The following is a 19311-nucleotide window of genomic DNA, read 5'->3' on the forward strand; positions in this document are numbered from 1 at the left end:
CGTACTTGCTCATCTGCACGAGCGCAAGCGCGTCGGCCACGCGCTCCTTGATCTCGTTCTTCGGCGTGCCTTCCTGCTTCAGGCCGAACGCGACGTTCGATTCGACCGTCATGTGCGGGAACAGCGCGTACGACTGGAACATCATGTTCACGGGGCGGCGGTACGGCGGCAGCGATGCGAGGTCCTCGCCGTCGACGAAGATCTTGCCGGAGGTGGCCGTCTCCAGCCCGGCGAGCATGCGCAGCAGCGTGGACTTGCCGCAGCCCGAGCTGCCGAGCAGCGCGAACAGCTCGTTTTTCGCGATCGTCAGGTTCACGCAGTCGACGGCCGTGCTGTCGCCGAATTTCTTCACGACGTTCTCGATGCGCACGAAGGCGTCGTGGCGTGCGCCGGCCGCGGCCGGCGCGGCGGGGAGCGTATGGATCATCGTCGTCGCCCTCAACCGCCCGACTTCAGTTGCAGCCACAGACGGTTCTGCATCCGCGCGATATCGGCGCTTCTCGGCATCGCGAGCGACGTCTTCGCAATCGTGCTGTCGGACAGGTAGACGCTCGGGTCCTGCACGATCGCCGGCGTCACGAATGCGCGCGCGGCCTTGTTGGCGGTCGGATAGAAGATCTCGTTCGTGATCGCCGCGTTGGTCTTCGGCTCCTCGATGTAGTTGATCCACTTCAGCGCGGCTTCCGGATGCGGCGCATCCTTCGGAATCGCCATCACGTCGAACCACAGCAGGCCGCCTTCCTTCGGATTCACGTAGCGGATCTCGTACGACCGCTTCGCGTCCAGCGTGCGCCGCCGCGCGATGCTGACGTCGCCCGACCAGCCGAGCACGACGCAGACGTCGTTGTTCGCGAGATCGTCCGCATAACCGGCCGAGCTGAACTGCGTCACGTACGGGCGGATCTTCTTCAGCACGTCGTAGGCCGCCTGGTAGTCGGCCGGGTTCTTGCTCTCGGGATCCTTGCCCATGTACTGCAGCGCCGCCGCGAACGCGGCGTCCGGCGCATCGAGCAGCGAGATCCCGCAGCCCTTCAGCTTCGCCGCGTTCGCCGGGTCGAACAGCAATGCCCAGCTGTCGGTCGGCGCGTTGTCGCCGAGCCGCTTCCTGACCGCCTCGACGTTGTAGCCGATACCCGTCGTGCCCCACGCCCACGGCACGCCGTACTGGTTGCCCGGGTCGGCCTTCGCGATCATCTTCATCAGCACCGGGTCGAGGTTCGCGAGATTCGGCAGCTTCGACTTGTCGAGCTTCTGGTACACGCCGGCCTGGATCTGCTGCGCGAGATAGTTCGACGTCGGCACGACGATGTCGTAGCCCGAGCTGCCGGCGAGCAGCTTGGTCTGCAGCGTATCGTCGCTGTCGTAACTGTCGTAGCGGACCTTGATGCCCGACTGCTTCTCGAAGTTCGGCACCGTGTCCTTGGCGACGTACTCCGACCAGTTGTACACGTTCAGGTTGGTGTCGCCCGCCCGCGCGGACAAGCTGGCCGCGAGGGCGAGCCCGGCCGACGTGACGAGCGCGGCACGCAAGGCCGGATGACGACGGATACGGATACGCATGGGGAGTCTCCTTGTGATGGGGATCGGCCGTTGCGCCCGGTCCGGGTCCGGACTCGCGTCAACGCCGTCGAGCGGTGTTCAGCACAAGGGTCAATGTAGAGATCGCGGCGCGCACCGTCAGTCCCGAAAACCGGGACAAACGGCAACGCCGATCGGGGCCGGTTGGGTAGATTCCCGCGTAGGCAGTCGAAAATATTCGTGATACCTGTAGCGCCACCTGAAATCTTCGAAACACGACGCCATGAGCGCTGCGCTTCCCGCCCCCGATCTCCCGCTGAGCCACGTCGCATTCGTGACCGAAACGCTGGGCGACATCGCGCAAACCGTCGGGACGCCGCAGTTCATGCGCACCGTCTACGACACCCTCGTGCGCTACGTCGACTTCGACGCGGTGCATCTCGACTACGACCGCGGCCCGTCGTCGGGCCGGCGCAGCGTCGGCTGGATCGGCAGCTTCGGCCGCGAGCCCGAGCTGGTCGCGCAAGTGATGCGCCACTACTACCGCAGCTACGCGAGCGACGACGCGACGTACGCGGCGATCGAAACCGAAAGCGACGTGCAACTGCTGCAGGTATCCGCGCAGCGCGTCGCGAGCGAGCTCCGGCATCTGTTCTTCGACGCCGGCGACATTCACGACGAATGCGTGATCGCCGGCGTGACGGGCGGCACGCGCTACTCGATCTCGATCGCGCGCTCGCGGCGGCTGCCGCCGTTTTCGCTGAAGGAACTGAGCCTGCTGAAGCAGCTGTCGCAGGTCGTGCTGCCGATGGCGTCCGCGCACAAGCGCCTGCTCGGCGCGATCTGCGCGGACGACGTGCCGCGCGACGAGCTCGATCTCGATCTCGTCGCGCAATGGCTGCCGGAATGGCAGGAACGGCTGACCGCGCGCGAAATGCACGTATGCGCGTCGTTCATCCAGGGCATGACGTCGGCCGCGATCGCGCAAGCGATGGGGCTCAAGACGTCCACCATCGACACGTACGCGAAGCGCGCATTCGCGAAGCTCGGCGTCGATTCGCGCCGGCAACTGATGACGCTCGTGCTGAAAAATGCGTCGCGGCGGCACGACGCGTAGATTCCTCGCGCAGCGGGCTACCGACCGCCTGCTCGTTGCGTGCGCATCCATCTCCGCGCCGCCTCATAACGATCCGACAATTTATTGGTTCCCTCGACGATGCGCTGTCCGTATCGTTCACCGACTCGTCAGACCTATCGACCAACGGGGGAATCCAACAATGAAACGAATCCGGTCATTCGCACTGCTCGCGCTGCCGGCCGCGCTCTACGCCACCGGCGCGCACGCGCAAAGCAGCGTCACGCTGTATGGCATCGCCGACGCGGGCATCGCGTACGTGCACAACGCGCAGAACGCGAGCGGCGGCAACGCGTCGAGCCTCGTCAAGTTCAGCAGCGGCAACCTGTCGGGCAGCCGCTGGGGGCTGCGCGGCATCGAGGATCTCGGCAGCGGCCTGTCCGCGCTGTTCCAGCTCGAGAACGGCTTCAACATCGGCACCGGCGCGCTCGGCCAGGGCCAGCGCGAATTCGGCCGCAAGGCGGTCGTCGGCCTCGCGAGCAGCACATACGGCACCGTGACGCTCGGCCGCCAGTACGACCCGGTCGTCGATCTCGTGCAGGGTCTCACGCAGGACAACTACTTCGGCGGCGTGTTCGCGACGCCCGGCGATCTCGACAACTACGACAACAGCCTGCGCGTCAGCAACTCGGTGAAATACACGAGCCCGCTGATCTCGGGCTTCCAGTTCGCCGCACTGTACGGCTTCGGCGGCGTCGCGGGCGCCACCGGCAACGGCCGCACGTACAGCGTCGGCGCGAGCTATGCGAACGGCCCGCTGTCGCTCGGCGCCGGCTTCTTCTACGCGAACGGCGGCTCGACGGTCGCCAATGGCGTGCGCACGTGGTCGAGCAGCTCGGACACACTGTTCAACACCGTGATCAACCAGGGCTTCTCGAGCGCGAAGTCGATCCAGATCGTGCGCGTCGCCGGCCAGTACGTGGCCGGGCCGGCGACCTTCGGCCTCGCGTATTCGAACACGCAGTACGGCGCGGACACGCTGTCGGCGTTCAGCCAGAACGCGAAGTTCAACAACGGCTCGGCGTTCTTCAACTGGCAGTTCTCGCCGGCGCTGCGCGCGGGCGTCGGCTACAACTACACGTCGCTGACGGGCCCGGCTTCCGCGCACTACAACCAGGTCAACCTCGGCGCGGACTACGCGCTGTCGAAGCGCACCGACCTGTACGCGCTGTTCGGCTATCAGAAGGCGAGCGGCAACACGCTCAACGCAAGCGGCGCGACCGTCAAGGCCGCCGCGTCGGTCGGCTCGTACGGCGTGAACGCCGGCACCGATACGCAGGAACTCGCGATCGTCGGGATTCGCCACAAGTTCTGATCGCGTCGTTGTACAACTCAAGCCCGGCAGGCGCGCACCGCGGTGCGCGCCTGCGGCGTTTACACTGTCCGCATTCCCGTTCCACCCGACGCAAGGAGGCCGGCATGCTGACCGTATGGGGGCGCCGCAATTCGTTCAACGTCCAGAAGGTGATGTGGCTCGTCGACGAGCTCGCGCTCGAGCATCGTCACGTGCCGGCCGGCGGGCAGTTCGGCGAGCTCGACACGCCCGCCTTTCTCGCGATGAACCCGCACGGGCGGGTGCCCGTGATCGACGACAACGGCACGGTCGTCTGGGAATCGCACAGCATCCTGCGCTACCTCGCCGCGCGTTACGGACGTCCCGGCTTCTGGCGCGACGATCCCGCCGAACAGTCGCGCGCCGACCGCTGGATGGACTGGTCGCAAACCACGCTGCAGCCGGCGTTCCTGACCGGCGTGTTCTGGGGCTTCTACCGGACGCCGCCCGAGCGGCGCGACCCGGCGCGCGTCGAGCAGAGCATCGCGCAGTGCGCGCGGCATTTCCAGACGCTCGATGCGGTGCTGGCCGGGCAGCCGTTTCTCGCGGGAGACACGATCACGCTCGCCGACATCGCGGCCGGCACGCATCTGTATCGCTACTTCGAACTCGATATCGCGCGGCCGCACGTGCCGCATGTGGAAGCGTGGTACGAACGACTGAAGGCGCGGCCCGCGTTCCGCACGCACGTGATGATTCCGTTCGACGACCTGCGCGGCCGGCTCGATTACTAGGCGCGTGCCGGCGGCGAAACCGCTTGTTGGAAGGTTGTAAGAACAACGGCGTATTTTTCCGACCGGTACGCCCGCCGGATGCACACGCATCGCCGCGACGCTGCTCGTCGCGGTACGGGCCATCGCTGACCAACCACGCAGGCTATGTGATGAGCGCTCAAGACGTTCCGGCCGACCTCGCGTTCGAGCCGGACAACGCGGTTGCCGTGCATCGAAACGCCGGGCTGGACGCATTGCGGGCCTGCCTGACGCTGCTGGTGGTCTTTCACCACTGCGCGATCACGTACGGCGCGCTCGGCGGATGGTACTACCACGAGGTGCCGGCGAGCCCGGCCGTGGAATCCGCGCTGCTGACGCTCTTCTGTGCGATCAACCAGGCGTTCTTCATGGGCCTGTTCTTTTTCATGGCGGGCTACTACACGTCAGGTTCCATCGATCGCAAGGGCGCCGTCCGTTTCATGGCGGACCGGTTGCTCAGGCTCGGCCTGCCTTTGCTGGTGTACGGTTTTCTGATCGGCCCCGCGACGATCGCACTGTCCCGGTCGGGCACGGGCCACCCGTTTGCCGATACGTTGCTTCACCTGTGGCGGAACGGCAGGTTCGAGAACGGTCCGATGTGGTTCGCCGAAGCGTTGCTGATTTTCAGCGCGGCGGCCGCGCTCTGGCGCATCGCATTCGCGCGCATCGCAAAGCGCGACACGGACCGAACCGTCCGGCAACCCTTCCCGTCCGACAGAACGCTGGCTGTCGCGGCGTTGCTGACGGGGTGCGCGGCACTCGCGTTGCGGTCCCGATGGCCGATAGGTGTCAACGTATGGGGGCTGCAACTCGGGTACTTCGCCAGCTATGTCGTGCTGTACGCCGCCGGTATCCGGACAGCCCGCGTGCAATGGATCGAGCATCTGCCGGCACGACAGGTCGGCCGGTGGTGGCGCGTCGCGCTGCTGGCGCTACCTGTGTTGCCGGTTGCCTACCTGCTCGCGAATCACGTTCCCGAACTACGCGGCCGTCCGCAGGCGGTGGTCTACGCGTTTTGGGAACCGCTGGTCGCGTGGGGAACGATACTGTTTCTCGCACGATTTTTTCAGCGACGCTTCGATCGACTGACGGGCGTATGGCAGCCACTGTCACGACGCGCGTACACCATCTACATCATCCATCCGCCCGTGCTCGTGGCAACCGCCCTCGCGTGGAGAAACGTGCCCGCGGCCCCGTTCCTGAAGTTCGCGGGGACCGGCTGCGTCGCTTGCGTCGCGTGTTATCTGATCGCCGGCCTCCTGCTTCGATCGACAAGGCTCGCGTCGATCCTGTAAAGGCACGCATTCCCGACGCCTGCGCAGGAGGACGCGCGAACCCACCGGAAACGCCAGCCTCAATGCCGTCGCATTCCGCCGGCCCCGCTCATTCCACCGAACGGATGCGTTCCGCCGAACCCGTGACTCGCGCCAACCGGGAACGGACCATGATGAAAACCTGCGCCCACCGGCATGCCGAAGCGGCGATGCCCCATCGAATTGAAGTGATCGACGTGATCGAAGTGGTGGAAATGACGGAAACGATCGACGAACACGAAGCTCACGCCCGCGCCAATGAAAAGCGGCGGCCCCCAATACCACGGGTCGGCATACGGATAGGCAGCAGCCGGGTACCACAGCACGCTGCCGTCATCGCTTTGCACGATCTGCCACGTGCCATCGCTTTGCAGGCATGCACGCCCCACGATTTGCTGCTCCGTGCCGTCGATGTTCGCTTGCGCGACCACCGCACGGCAGGTGGTGCCGTAGTCCGGCTGATCGTCATACATTTGCGCAAGGACGGACGCGGAAAAACCGAGACAGACGATCCCTATCCCGGCTCGAAACACGTTGCACATGATCGGCTCCTGCATGGTTGCCCCCGACCACTTGCTCCATGGCGTCGCTCGCGGCGCCCGGCGCATCGAATTGCTTGCGCAAGATTCATCGCGCGGCGCGAACGGCTCGCCGCTTCGTATCGGGTCTCCTGATGCTTAGACGATGCAGCACCCCCGGATATTCCAGGGGTCGGGGTGAGAATGGCAACGGCTGGAACCCTCGGCAATCGCGGCCGAATCAGGCGTCCGATTCAGCGTCTGACAACGCGGTAGATGCCCGCCGCCGTGATCCCGAAAACCAGATGAGCCACCAGCGTGATCGCGCCGCGAACCGGCACGAACCAGGGGAAAATCGCGGTGAAGGCATACAGGTTGACGCCGTACAGGACGAGCCCGAACACACCGCCCGCGAGCAGCGCGGGCCCGAGCGACAGGCTGCGGATCACCTTCGCCAGCACGGCCGCACAGACCAGCGACAGCGCGGCATGCACGATTGACGCGACACCCATCACCAGCGGGTCGAAACCGGTGGACGCGCCGAGCATGCGCCGCCCCATTACGATGGCTGCCGTGAGGCGCGCGTCGCGAAACAGGTTCCGAATCGCGTCATCGCCGACGATCGACCAGAGCAGCAATTCGATGAGGGTCGATCCGACCGCCGCGCCAAACGCTGCCCACAGAATCGGGACCGGACTGTTTTGTTTCAATTGTCGTCCACCCTGGCGAGCAGCGGATGCATCGAAGCCGAGTACGTGCGCGACCGAGCGTTACGACGCCCGTTCGCAGTCCGTCCAATACGCGAAAGGATCGCGATGGTTGGGATAGTGCTCGTCGAGCCATTTCAGCAACGTCGCGCGCGCATTGTCCATGTCGGCTTTCAACGACGACGTCGTCAGTTCGTGCACTTCGATCGATTTTTCGCGATCGATCACGAAGCAGTTCCAGTCGGGGCCGTCCAGATCCGGATCGTCGGATGCCTTCGACGACTTGCCCCAGCCGAACCCCTTGCGTGCGTCGATGTAGTAGCGCGGATGCACTTTCAGGTACGACATCTCGCCGCCCTGCAGGCTGCTCTCCGCGCGCAGCACATCGTGTCCGTCGACGATCTGCGTGACTTCCGGAAGCCGGCGCGAGCGCCATCCGACAGGCAGCGTCGCCACGGCTCGAACGCTGTCGTACGTCCCCCACTCCAGACCCCACGCTTCGGCCATGCGTTTCATGAACGCGTCCGCACCCGGATAGCCGCGCAGCTGGATTCTCGTCGACAGCGTGCATTCAACGCGGCCGCGACCGCCGGGACCAACGGACCCCTCGTCTTCCGACACTTCGAACGGATTGCCCGGACGCGATGCGCTCTTCGCGTCCGCGGGCGCAATGCCCGAAAACAGTTGATCCAGCGCCGCACGCGCTTTCGACGACTTGTTGTCTGGTCTGTTCATCGTTGACCTACCTTGCATCCGAACGGCTGCAAAAATTCTCGATTCTCGTTCATCTCTCCAACCTCACCGATTTCGGCGGCCGCATTGTCAGCGACCTTATAAAGACGTACACAAACTCCAGACGGCCCTTCGTGACAGGTCGCCACGACCGCGCCATCTAGCCCTCTTCCCGTAATGCCGCTCGCATGCGCTCCATCAACGCGAGCACCTCCGGCCGATTCTCCCCCTTCGCATGCACGAAGTGATACCGGAGCAACGAATCGACCTCATGACGGCTCACCCGGACGAGCGCGCTGCGCTTCAAGTACGCATCCGCGAGCGGCGTCCGCGCCAGCGCCACGCCGAGCCCTGCTTCGGCTGCCGCCAGCACCAGGTTGTAATCCTCGAACCGGCGATCCTGCGCACGCGACTTGAACGGAATGCCCAGCGCCTCGAACCAGGTGCGCCATCCGGTCACGTCGGAATCGTGCAGGAGCGGTATATCGAGCAGCGCGGCATCGCCGTGCCGCCGCCGCTCCCTGGCCAGTTGCGCGGCGAGCCGCGGATGCGCGACCGGATAAAGCCGCTCCGGCATGAACGCGCTGGTTTCGAGCTGACGCCAGTTGCCGCGCCCGTACCGAACCGACAGATCCGCTTCGCCGCCGGCGATATCCACGTTGCGCAGATCGATATGGAGATCGATGCGCAACGCGGGCGCTTCGCTCTCGAGCGCGCCCTGCCGCTCGAACAGCCAGAGCTGCGCGAATGCCGGCACCACGCTCATCCGGACCAGTCGCGGCGTACGCGGCGAGCGCCACTGATCGGCCGCACTGTCGATGATCGCGAACGCCTGCTCGATCCGGCCGACGAAGCGCTGCCCGTCCGGCGTCAGGCGCACGCCGCGTGCATGACGTTCGAACAGCGCCATGCCCAGCCAGTTTTCAACGGCGGCCACCCGCCGGCTGATTGCGCCGTGCGTCACGCCGGAAACATCGGCGGCCGCCAGAAACGACCCCTGACGCGCCACCGTGCAGACCGTCTCCAGGCTCGCGAGCGGCGGCCGCGGGCCCGACGTCGGCAAACCGTCGGGCAGCGCCTCCGCCACCCGACGCTCAAGCACCGGACCGTCAGCCCGCTGCGGAAACGAGCTGTGAGCCATATTCATATCCGGGTGTTGATCTGTGCGCTAGCTTAGCATCTTGCCACGTCGCACCATTGCCGCATGAATACTCTTTCCTCGGCTTCGTCGCGCGGCGTGCGTCAACCGCTGGTCGCGGCAGGCGCGGTGGCTTTCACGATCGTCTCGTGGGCTTCCGCATTCCCGTTCATCCGGATCGGCCTGCATGGGCTGGCCCCGCTGCAACTCGCGGCGGCGCGCTTCGCGACCGCGGCCGTGCTCGTGATCGCATGGCTCGCGTGGCGGCGGCCTCCCCTGCCGGCGAAGCGCGACGCGTTGCGCTTCGTCGCGTGCGGCTTTCTCGGCATCGCACTCTACAACGCGCTGCTCAATACCGGTGAGCAAACCGTGTCGCCCGGCGCGGCGAGTTTCATCGTCAACACGTTGCCGATCTTCACGGCGCTGCTGGCCGCCGTGTTTCTGCGCGAGCGCTTCAACCGGTGGGGATGGTTCGGTTCGCTGGTCAGCCTTGCCGGCATCGCTGTGATCGCGCACGGGCAGCCGGGCGGCCTGGTGCTCGGCTCCGGGAGCACGCTGATACTCTGCGCGGCCCTGTGTTCGGCCAGCTATTTCGTGTTGCAGCGGCGGCTGATTCCCGTGTACGGCGCGCTGCCCTGCGCCGCCTACACGCTGCTGGCCGGCGCGCTGCTGCTCACGCCGTGGCTGCCCGGCGCACTCGTGTCGCTCGGCGGCGCGTCGCGCGACACGACGCTGGCGGTCCTGGTGCTCGGCGTGTTTCCCGCCGCGCTAGGTTACGCAACCTGGACCTTCGCACTCGGCTACTTCGGGGCGGCGCGCGCCGCCAACTTCCTCTATCTGACGCCGGCGGTCGCGACGCTCTTGTCGATGGTGCTGACGGGCGAGCGCCCGGGCATCGAGACGGCGTGCGGCGGCCTGCTGGCGATTGCAGGCGTGATATTCGTCGCATTGCGCGGGCGTTCTTAGGATCGCGGTTGTTTCGGGCGGCCATGCCGGCCCGATGATCCGGAAGCGGATTGGTCCATAAGCGCCCCGATCTCTGCGAAACCGAACGAATTATGCGGGCTTTCGATCCACGCCAATTCGCAGGCGCTGCCGGACTTGACCGTTAGTTGCATCTAAGGGAGATCGCGCTCGATGAAGCTTTTCGATGAATCCGAGTGCGCAACCGCGAACGTCCAAACTGTGCAGACAAATCGACCGAACAGTTCCCGATTGACCGCACGTCAGTGTGCATGGCTTCGCCCCGGCGACCGGCCGAATAATGGATGCGGACGTAAGGCCATCGACAGCGAACTGCAGCCTTCGACTCGCTGCGGCGCACGATTTCGGGCCTCGGGAATCGTCGAAATTCGGGCGCTGACCCGCACCGCGCCGGCCCCACTACGCAATTCGCCGCAGCGCGCAAAATCAGCTTCGGATATATTCATACGAATTGCGTGGCGTCAGGCGTGGGTCCACCCACCCGCTCGCGCGGGCGGCCTGTCACACCGCCGGATGCCATGCAAGCGAAGCCCATGATGGGTATGGAGACTCGTCCGATCGCCCCGACCTCGCCGTCGGCCGGTCGAGACGTCAATAGAAAGATCATTCAATTCGGAGATGGCAGATGGAACGAAGCACTGTCGGCATGCGCTGCAAACCCCTGATCACCGTCGCACTGGCTGCCGCCGCGTTTGCGGCCGCATCGACCGCGATGGCCGACCAGGTCGTGAAGATCGGCAGCGTCGAACCGACGACGGGCGGCATCTCGCACCTCGGCAAGGACAACGAGAACGGCGCGCGCCTCGCGGTCGAGGAAATCAATGCGAAGGGGCTCACGATCGGCGGCAAGAAGATCACGCTGCAACTCGACGCGCAGGATGACGCGGCCGACCCGCGCCAGGCCACGCAGGTCGCGCAGAAACTCGTCGACGACAAGGTCGTCGCCGTCATCGGCCACCTGAACTCGGGCACGTCGATCCCGGCGTCGAAGATCTACAGCGATGCGGGCATCGTGCAGATTTCGCCGTCGGCCACGAACCCGACCTACACGCAGCAAGGCTTCAAGACGACCTACCGCGTGGTGGCAACCGACGCGCAGCAAGGCCCGGCGCTCGCGAGTTATGCGCAGGCGAAGGGCGTGAAGAGCGTGGCGGTGGTCGACGATTCGACCGCCTACGGCCAGGGCCTCGCGAACGAGTTCGAGAAGAAGGCGAAAGCACTCGGCCTGAAGGTGCTGTCGCACGACGCGACCAACGACAAGGCGGTCGACTTCCGCGCGATTCTCACGAAGATCAAGGGCGAGAACCCCGACGCGATCATGTACGGCGGCATGGACGCCACCGGCGGCCCGCTCGCGAAGCAGGCGAAGCAGCTCGGCCTGCGCGCGAAGATCCTGTCCGGCGACGGCGTGTGCACCGACTCGCTGGCCGAACTGGCCGGCCCGGCGGCCGACAACGTGCTGTGCTCGCAAGCCGGCGCGGCGCTCGAGAAGATGCCGGGCGGCGCGGCGTTCGTCGCGAAGTACGAGAAGCGCTTCAACCAGGGCATCAAGTTCGACGCGCCGTTCGCGTACGACGCGGTCTACATCGCGGTCGATGCGATGAAACGCGCGAACTCGACCGATCCGGCCAAGATCCTCGCGGCGATGCCGGGCACGAAGTACGACGGCGTGATCGGCACGACGACCTTCGATTCGAAGGGCGACCTGACGCACGGGATCATCTCGATCTACGGCTACAAGAGCGGCAAGAAGACCTTCCTCGACCAGGTCAAGATGTAACCCGCCCTGGCGCCGGCACGACGGGAACGCCACCCGTCGGCGCCGGCGCCGCGCGGGCCGATTTCTGAATCACGGAGACGAAGCAACATGTGTGCAATGGCGTATACCGAATTTCAGCAGGAGTTGAGAAAGGCGCAGCTGACCGCACGAGAGTTCGCCCGACTGATCCGGATGAACGAAAGCTCCATCACGAACTATTCCAGCAAGGGCACCGTCCCTTCCCACCTCGCGGTCATCGCGAAACTGATCGGCACGCTGGCCGCGCACGAGATCGACTTCCGGCGCGTGATCAAGCAGATGCGGATCGAGCCGAAACGGCCGCGCGGCGTCGGCGTGTTTCCCGCGGCCGACAAGCCGCGTGCAAGGAAAACCGCGAAAGCCGACGCGTGAGCCGCGGCATGCGTCGAGTGCGGCACGGCTTGCCGCTCGACATTCGATGTCACCTCACGGGCAACGCGACGCGCGCCGCCCGATCGTCACCCCGCCGCCCGCACGTGGTCGAGCAGCGCCTGCAACGGATGGCGCAACTGCCGAGCGGACATGCGCTTCACCTGGCTGCGACATGAATACCCGGTCGCCAGCGCCTCGCCTTCCGCGTCCGGCGCAGCGACGTGCGCGGCCCACGACTGCGCATAGATCGTCTTCGACGTGTCCAGGTTGCGCGCCTCGTGCCCATAGGTGCCGGACATCCCGCAGCATCCGGTCGCCTGAACCTGCAAACGCAACCCACGACGCGCGAACACCTGCGCCCATTGCTTGCCGCTGTCCGGCGCATTGGTCTTCTCGGTACAGTGCGGCAGCAACCGGTATGCACCGGACGTGCCGTCCGCGACCGCTTCCGGCAGCGCCTGCAGCAACCATTCCTGCGGCAGCGCAACCGTCGGCACATCGCTGAGCCCCGTCACCTTCAGGTATTCCTGCCGGTACGTGAGCGTCATCGCCGGATCGAGGCCGACCAGCGCGACGCCCGACCGCGCCAGCGCGGCCAGTTGCGTCGCGTTGCGGATCGCCGCCTTCTCGAACGCCCGCAGAAAGCCTTGCACATGCAGCGCCTTGCCGTTCGGCGCGAGCGGCGCGAGCCACACCTGGAAGCCCATGCGCGCCGCCAGCTCGATCAGCGTCGCCAGTTGCTCGGTCTCGAAATAGCGCGTGAACGTGTCCTGCACGATGACGACGCTGCGCGCGCGCTGCGCATCGTTCAGCTCGGCGAGCGCGTGCGGGTCGGCCGGCTTCACGCGCCATTGGCGCATCACGGCCGCGAGATCGAAGCGGCTCAGCAGCGGGCTGTCGACCATGCCGACCTGCCGCTCCAGCAGCGTGCGCACCCATCCCGCGCGCATCAGCCCGTTGTACAGCGCGGGCACCCGCGCCATCCACGGCATCGTGAATTCGAGCGAGCCGATCAGGTAGTCGCGCAGCGGCCGCAGGTAGCGCTGGTGATACAGCTCGAGAAAACGCGACCGGAACTCGGGCACGTTGACCTTGACCGGGCACTGCCCGGCGCACGACTTGCACGCGAGGCACCCGGCCATTGCGTCGTACACCTCGTGCGAGAAATCGGCGTCACCGTTGCGCGCGGCGCGGCTGTTGCGCCAGCGGGCGGCAAGGCCGCTCAGGAATGGCTGCCGCGCGCGCGCCGCCGCAACGACGTCGACGCCGGCCTGCCCTTGCAGGCGCAACCATTCGCGCATCAGCGACGCACGCCCCTTCGGCGAGTGCACGCGTTCGCGCGTCGCCTTCCACGACGGGCACATCGCGTCGTCCGGATCGAAGTTGTAGCACGCGCCGTTGCCGTTGCAATGCATCGCGGTGCCGTAGCTCTGCCACACGCGCTCGTCGATCTGCCGGTCGTGATCGCCGCGCGTCGGCACTTCGTCGATCTTCAGCAGCCGCATCGTGTGATCCGGCGGCGTCGCGATCTTGCCCGGGTTGAACTGGTTGTGCGGATCGAACGCGGCCTTCAGTTGCTGCAGCGACGGATACAGCTCGCCGAAAAACGCCGGCGCATATTCGGAGCGCACGCCCTTGCCGTGCTCGCCCCACAGCAAGCCGCCGTGACGCTGCGTGAGTTCGGCCACCGCATCCGACACGGGCCGCACCAGCGCGGCCTGCCGCGGGTCCTTCATGTCGAGTGCCGGGCGCACATGCAGCACGCCCGCGTCGACGTGGCCGAACATCCCGTACTGCAGCCCGTGTCCGTCGAGCAGCGCGCGAAATTCCGCGATGTACGCGGCGAGATTCTCGGGCGGCACCGCGGTGTCCTCGACGAACGGCTGCGGACGCGCCTCGCCCTGCACGTTGCCGAGCAGGCCGACCGCGCGCTTGCGCATCGCATACACGCGCTTCACCGCGTCGTCGCCGGCCGCGAGCGTATGGCCCAGGCGCTCCACGCTGGTATCGGTGCGCAGGTGGTCGACGAACGCATGCACGCGCGCATCGACTTCTTCCGCATCGTCGCCGCTGAATTCGATCAGGTTGATGCCGAGCGTCGGCCGCCGGTCGTCCTGCGGAAAATACTCGGCCACGCTGCTCCACACGAAGTCCTTCATCGCCAGCATCAGCACCTTCGAGTCGACCGTCTCGATCGACAGCGGCTTGTGCTCGATCAGCGCGCGCGCATCGCGCAGCGCGTCCATGAAGCCGGCGTAGCGCACGTTGACCAGCACCGAAACCTTCGGGATCGGCAGCACGTTGAGCTTCGCCTCGACGACGAAGCCGAGCGAGCCTTCGGCGCCGCACAGCACGCTGTTCAGGTTGAAGCGGCCGTCGGGTTCGCGCAGGTGCGCGAGGTCATAACCGGTCAGGCAGCGGTTGAGCTTCGGAAACTTCGCTTCGATCAGCGCCGCCTTGTCGTCGCTGATGCGCCGCGCGGTACGGTAGACCTTGCCGATGCGGTTCTGCCGCGCACACCGGCGCTCCAGTTCGTCGTTCGCGAGCGCGTCGCTGTGCAGTTGCTCGCCGCCCATCAGCACGAAATCCAGCTCGAGCACGTGGTCGCGCGTCTTGCCGTACGTGCAGCTGCCCTGCCCGCTCGCGTCGGTATTGATCATCCCGCCGACGGTCGCGCGGTTCGACGTCGACAGCTCCGGCGCGAAAAACAGCCCGTACGGCTTCAGCGCGGCATTGAGCTGATCCTTGACGACGCCCGCCTGCACGCGCACCCAGCGCCGCTCGACGTCGATTTCAAGGATCCGGTTCATGTTGCGCGACAGGTCGACCACCACGCCGTCGGTCAGCGACTGCCCGTTGGTGCCCGTGCCGCCGCCGCGCGCGGCTACCTTGACGTCGCGATGCGCGGGCTCGGCGAGCAACGTGGCCAGCAGCCGGACGTCGTCCGCATGCGCGGGACAGATCACCGCTTGCGGCAAGCGCTGGTAGATCGAGTTGTCGGTGGACTGGACCGTCCGGTTCGCATGGTCCGCATGGATTTCCCCGGCGAATCCGGCGGCCTGCAGCGCGGCGAGAAAGTCACGGTACGCGTTCGCGGGCGGGCTGGCGGGACGGGGCAACGGGGCGATCGACATGGGGCAAAAGCGGGGCTAAGTCGCAACGTGGGTGGAACCGGTGTGCTTGCCTGCGCCAAAACATGAGTTTTGAGCAAGTTTCCACGCGACCGGGAATTCCAGTATCTTTGGAATCTCCACGAGAAACAAACGAATTCTCACCCGGCGAATATTGCATAAAACTCATGAATTACCGTCGCCTCACCCCGTCCATGTCGCTGCTGCTCGTGTTCGAGGCAGCCGCGCGGCACGAAAGCTACACACGCGCGGCCGAGGAGCTGTCGCTGAGCCAGAGCGCGATCAGCCGGCAGGTCCAGACGCTGGAGGATCAGCTCGGCGTGCCGCTGTTCCGGCGCGAAGGACGCTCCGTGAAGCTGACGGAAGTCGGGCGCCGCTATTTCGCCGAGCTGAGCGGCGCGCTCGGGCGCATCCGCGGCGCGACCTTGCAGGCGATGTCCCATCAGGCGGGCGCCGGCACGCTGCGGCTCGCGACGTTGCCGACGTTCGGCTCGAAATGGCTGCTGCCGCACCTGCACGACTTCTACGCCGCGCATCCGGGCGTGACCGTGCACCTTCATTCACGAATCGGCGGCATCGATTTCCTCAACGACGACCTCGACGCGGCCATTACCGTCGGCGCGGGCGACTGGCCCGGCCTGCATGCGCATCGGCTGTACAACGAGTTCCTGATCGCGATCGCGAGCCCCGATGCGGGCAGCCGCAAGGCCGGCGCACGCACGCCGGCCTGGGCCGCGAAGCAGACGCTGCTCGGCGTGACGAGCAACCAGCAGGCGTGGGCCGAATGGTTCTCGCACTATCGGCTCGACCATCGCCAGATGCGCATCGGCCCGAGCTTCGAGCTGACGTCGCACCTGATTCAGGCTGTGCGCGCCGGAATGGGCATCGGGCTGGTGCCGAAGGTACTGGTGGAGGACGAACTGAGCCGCCACGAGCTCGTGTCGATCGGCGACGCGATTACCAGCCAGCGCAGCTATTACCTCGTCTACCCGCCGGGGAACGAAACGCTGCCGTCGCTCGTCGCGTTCCGCGAATGGCTGCTGAAGTCGTGCTGAAGTACGGCCGGCAGCGTGCCGGTCAGGTCCGCCATTCGCCGAGAATCTGCTCGGCGAGGTAGTCGCACGGCGGCCGCGCGGACTGCGCGCTGCGCGCGAGCACGACCTCGAGTTCGCCCAGCGACGGCAGCCCGTGGCTCTCCGAAAGCTGGACGAGGTGTTCCGGAACGCAGCAGCGCGCCAGCGGCGCGACCGCGAGCCCGGCCTCGACCATGCTGAGCAGCCCGAGGTAGCTCGGGCTTTCGTACGACATCCGGAACGGAATGTTCTGCCGGTTCAGCGCCTTGATCGCGTGATCGCGCGCCATGCTGCCGCCGTGCGTGAAAAACGCCACCGGCAGCGGCCGCTCCTCCCACACGTTCCGTTTCGGCGACCCGGTCCAGACGATCGGCTCCATCCGGATCAGCTCGCCGGTCACGCCCTTGATCCGCGTGAGACACGCGAGGTCGACCGTGTTGTCCTTCAGCATCGGCACCAGCGCGCTGCTCGGCTGGCCGATCACGCGCACTTCCACGCGCGGATGCATCGCGGCGAATTTGCCGAGCACCTGCGGCAGCAGCGACGAAATGTAGTCGTCGGGCACGCCGATCGTCACGCGGCCGCGGATCTCCGGGCGCACGACCGATGCCCACGCCTCGTCGCGCATCGCCAGCATCCGGCGGCCGTATTCGGCGAGCATCCGGCCGTCGTCGGTCGCCGTCACGTTGCGCGTATCGCGGATGAAGAGCGGCTTGCCGAGCGCGTCTTCCAGCGCCTTGATCTGCATGCTCACCGCCGACGGCGACCGGTGCACGGCCTGCGCGCCCTGCGCGAACGATCCGGACTCCGCCACGGCCACCACCATCGCCAGCACATCGAGGTCGAGCTTTTTCATCGTATTCAGAAAATCTGATCAATCGATTCAGTTTATCCCGTTTTACTGTTCCCCTCCACGGTCGGACAATCAATCCCGTCAGCACTCGTTGCAGGAAGCGGAAACATGCATACGTCCGGATCGATCTACGGATTTCTCGTCATTGGCGGCATGCTCGCGGTCACGCCGGGGCCGAACATGGTCTACGTGATGTCGCGCTCGATCGCGCAAGGACGCACGGCCGGGCTGATCTCGCTGGCCGGCGTGATGCTCGGTTACCTGTTCTACATGTTCGGCGCGGCGTTCGGCATCACGACGCTGTTCATGAGCGTGCCCTATGCGGGCAGCGTGCTGGGCGCGGTAGGTGCGGTTTATCTGCTGTATCTGGCGTGGCAGGCGGTCAGGCCCGGCGGCCGCTCGCCGTTCGAGGTGCAGGCACTGCCGAACGAACAGCCGCTGCGCCTGCTCGCGATGGGTGCGACGACCAGCGTGCTGAACCCGAAGCTCGCGATGCTGTTCGTGTCGCTGCTGCCGCAGTTCATCGACTACCGGAGCGGCAGCGTGTTCGGCCAGTCGCTGTTTCTCGGTTCGCTGCTGATCGCCGCGTTCATGTCGGCAAACGGGCTGGTGGCGATCTGCTCGAGCAGCATCGCGAAGTTCCTGCACGGGCGCCCGACGCTGCTGCTCGCGCAGCGCTGGGCGATGGGCCTCATCCTCGGCAGTCTCGGCGTGCAGATGGTGGTCGATGCATCGAAACTGGCGGGCGTGGCGTAAGTATCGCGCGGGCGCGGCACGGGCCGACGCAATCGCGCGCCGCGCGTCGGCCCGCATCCATCACGCCGCCACCGCCTGCCGCTGCGCCTCGAGTTCGCGCACGAGCGGCAGCACGCGCTGGCCGAAGTACTCGACTTCCTCGATGAAATGCAGGAACCCCGCGAGCACGAGATCGACGCCGATCGCCTTCAGCGCGACGATCCGTTCGGCAATCTGCTGCGGCGTGCCGATCAGGTTCGTGCGGAAGCCGTCGTTGTATTGCACGAGATCCTCGAACGTCGATTTCGCCCAGTTGCCCTCGCGCTCCGGCGACGCGCTGCCGGCCTGCTTCACCGCATCGCCGAACGCATGCACGGCCTCGACGTGCGCGTGCCGGATGATGTCGTCGAGCACGGCGCGCGCCTCTTCCTCGGTGTCGCGTGCAATCACGAACGCGTTGACGCCGATCCGCACGCGGTGGTTGTTCGCGGCGGCCTTCGCGCGGATGTCGTCGATCTGCGCCTTCAGGTTCTCCGGCGTATTGCCGTTCGTGAAATACCAGTCCGACACGCTCGCCGCGTTGTCGCGCGCCGCGCGCGAGCTGCCGCCCTGGAAGATCTCCGGATGCGGTTTCTGCACCGGCTTCGGGCTCAGCGTGTAGTCGTTGAAGCGGTAGAAGTCGCCCTTGAACGTGAAGTTGTCCTGCGTCCAGATGCCCTTCAGCGCCTGGATGAATTCCTTCGAGCGCCGATAGCGTTCGTCGTGCTCGAGCCACGGCTCGCCGATCGCGGTGAACTCGCCCTTGAACCAGCCGCTCACGACGTTGATCGCGATGCGCCCGTTCGAAATATGGTCGATCGTCGCGAGCTGCTTCGCGACCACGGCCGGATGCCACGGCCCCGGCAGGATCGCGGCCAACACCTTGAGCTTCGTCGTCGCGTGCAGCAGCGCCTGGCTGAACGACACCGACTCGTGCTGGTATTCGGCGCCGTAGCCGGCCGTGAAGCGGATCTGGCTCAACGCGTAGTCGAAGCCGGCCGCCTCGGCCGTGCGCGCGAGCTGCTGGTTGTATTCGAGGCTCCAGTCGGTGCGCTGCTCGATCGTGCTGACGACGAGGCCGCCGCTGACGTTCGGTACCCAGTAGGCGAATTTGACGCCGTCGGCGGAAGAGTCGGTAAGGCTCATGAAGATGTCCTGATCGGGTGGGGAAACGGAAGCG

General features: G+C 66.1%; 18 protein-coding genes. 9 read left to right on the plus strand and 9 right to left on the minus strand.

Going from position 1 to position 19311, the window contains the following annotated elements; all coding sequences use genetic code 11:
• A partial coding sequence (locus tag VL15_RS00480; RefSeq protein WP_048242508.1) for an ABC transporter ATP-binding protein occupies positions 1-427 on the minus strand: 427 nt, incomplete at its 3' end.
• Positions 428-438: 11 nt separating this feature from the next.
• Positions 439-1560 (minus strand): polyamine ABC transporter substrate-binding protein, encoded by a 1122-nt coding sequence (locus tag VL15_RS00485; protein WP_048242509.1) that lies wholly within the window; start codon positions 1558-1560, stop codon positions 439-441.
• A gap of 241 nt (positions 1561-1801) precedes the next feature.
• Here VL15_RS00485 and VL15_RS00490 point away from each other — a divergent pair, with 241 nt between their 5' ends.
• The 4 genes from VL15_RS00490 to VL15_RS00505 all read left to right on the plus strand — a co-directional run bounded on the left by VL15_RS00490 (position 1802) and on the right by VL15_RS00505 (position 6033).
• Positions 1802-2635: a helix-turn-helix transcriptional regulator gene (locus VL15_RS00490; protein WP_048242511.1), complete on the plus strand. Its 834-nt coding sequence runs from the start codon at positions 1802-1804 to the stop codon at positions 2633-2635.
• A 160-nt stretch (positions 2636-2795) separates the two neighbouring features.
• The gene (locus tag VL15_RS00495) at positions 2796-3968 is read left to right on the plus strand and encodes a porin (protein ID WP_048242513.1); all 1173 of its coding nucleotides are present in this window, start codon (positions 2796-2798) and stop codon (positions 3966-3968) included.
• Positions 3969-4072: 104 nt separating this feature from the next.
• Positions 4073-4720 (plus strand): glutathione S-transferase family protein, encoded by a 648-nt coding sequence (locus VL15_RS00500; RefSeq protein WP_048242515.1) that lies wholly within the window; start codon positions 4073-4075, stop codon positions 4718-4720.
• Between the two features lie 206 nt (positions 4721-4926).
• Complete coding sequence (locus VL15_RS00505; RefSeq protein ID WP_230684285.1) at positions 4927-6033, plus strand: acyltransferase family protein; 1107 nt, start codon at positions 4927-4929, stop codon at positions 6031-6033.
• Between the two features lie 59 nt (positions 6034-6092).
• Here VL15_RS00505 and VL15_RS00510 read toward each other — a convergent pair whose 3' ends face one another.
• From VL15_RS00510 to VL15_RS00525, 4 genes are all read right to left on the minus strand, one after another.
• Positions 6093-6593: a hypothetical protein gene (locus tag VL15_RS00510; RefSeq protein WP_048242586.1), complete on the minus strand. Its 501-nt coding sequence runs from the start codon at positions 6591-6593 to the stop codon at positions 6093-6095.
• A gap of 230 nt (positions 6594-6823) precedes the next feature.
• Entirely contained in the window at positions 6824-7279 is a 456-nt protein-coding gene (locus tag VL15_RS00515) for a hypothetical protein (RefSeq protein WP_048242517.1), read from the minus strand.
• Between the two features lie 60 nt (positions 7280-7339).
• Entirely contained in the window at positions 7340-8011 is a 672-nt protein-coding gene (locus tag VL15_RS00520) for a hypothetical protein (protein ID WP_048242518.1), read from the minus strand.
• Between the two features lie 157 nt (positions 8012-8168).
• Complete coding sequence (locus VL15_RS00525; protein ID WP_048242519.1) at positions 8169-9155, minus strand: LysR substrate-binding domain-containing protein; 987 nt, start codon at positions 9153-9155, stop codon at positions 8169-8171.
• A gap of 57 nt (positions 9156-9212) precedes the next feature.
• Between VL15_RS00525 and VL15_RS00530 the strand changes: the two genes are divergently transcribed.
• From VL15_RS00530 to VL15_RS00540, 3 genes are all read left to right on the plus strand, one after another.
• Positions 9213-10112, plus strand: a complete 900-nt coding sequence (locus VL15_RS00530; RefSeq protein ID WP_048242520.1) for a DMT family transporter — start codon at positions 9213-9215, stop codon at positions 10110-10112.
• A 643-nt stretch (positions 10113-10755) separates the two neighbouring features.
• The gene (locus tag VL15_RS00535; RefSeq protein ID WP_048242521.1) at positions 10756-11910 is read left to right on the plus strand and encodes a branched-chain amino acid ABC transporter substrate-binding protein; all 1155 of its coding nucleotides are present in this window, start codon (positions 10756-10758) and stop codon (positions 11908-11910) included.
• 87 nt (positions 11911-11997) lie between these two features.
• On the plus strand, positions 11998-12300 hold the full coding sequence (locus VL15_RS00540; protein WP_048242522.1) for a hypothetical protein: 303 nt from the start codon (positions 11998-12000) through the stop codon (positions 12298-12300).
• An 86-nt stretch (positions 12301-12386) separates the two neighbouring features.
• Here VL15_RS00540 and VL15_RS00545 read toward each other — a convergent pair whose 3' ends face one another.
• Positions 12387-15434: an FAD-binding and (Fe-S)-binding domain-containing protein gene (locus VL15_RS00545; RefSeq protein WP_048242523.1), complete on the minus strand. Its 3048-nt coding sequence runs from the start codon at positions 15432-15434 to the stop codon at positions 12387-12389.
• 164 nt (positions 15435-15598) lie between these two features.
• Here VL15_RS00545 and VL15_RS00550 point away from each other — a divergent pair, with 164 nt between their 5' ends.
• Positions 15599-16486 (plus strand): LysR substrate-binding domain-containing protein, encoded by an 888-nt coding sequence (locus tag VL15_RS00550; RefSeq protein ID WP_048242524.1) that lies wholly within the window; start codon positions 15599-15601, stop codon positions 16484-16486.
• 22 nt (positions 16487-16508) lie between these two features.
• Here the strand turns inward: VL15_RS00550 and VL15_RS00555 are convergent, their stop codons facing one another.
• A complete protein-coding gene (locus VL15_RS00555) occupies positions 16509-17360 on the minus strand; it encodes a LysR substrate-binding domain-containing protein (protein WP_048242525.1) in 852 nt (283 codons plus the stop codon).
• Between the two features lie 105 nt (positions 17361-17465).
• Between VL15_RS00555 and VL15_RS00560 the strand changes: the two genes are divergently transcribed.
• On the plus strand, positions 17466-18113 hold the full coding sequence (locus tag VL15_RS00560) for a LysE family translocator (RefSeq protein ID WP_048242526.1): 648 nt from the start codon (positions 17466-17468) through the stop codon (positions 18111-18113).
• A 60-nt stretch (positions 18114-18173) separates the two neighbouring features.
• Here the strand turns inward: VL15_RS00560 and sfnG are convergent, their stop codons facing one another.
• Positions 18174-19277, minus strand: a complete 1104-nt coding sequence (gene sfnG, locus VL15_RS00565) for a dimethylsulfone monooxygenase SfnG (protein ID WP_048242527.1) — start codon at positions 19275-19277, stop codon at positions 18174-18176.
• Positions 19278-19311 lie beyond the last annotated feature (34 nt).

Origin of the sequence: Burkholderia cepacia, assembly GCF_001039005.1 — a bacterium.
In the GTDB taxonomy this organism is placed as follows: Bacteria; Pseudomonadota; Gammaproteobacteria; order Burkholderiales; family Burkholderiaceae; genus Burkholderia; species Burkholderia theae.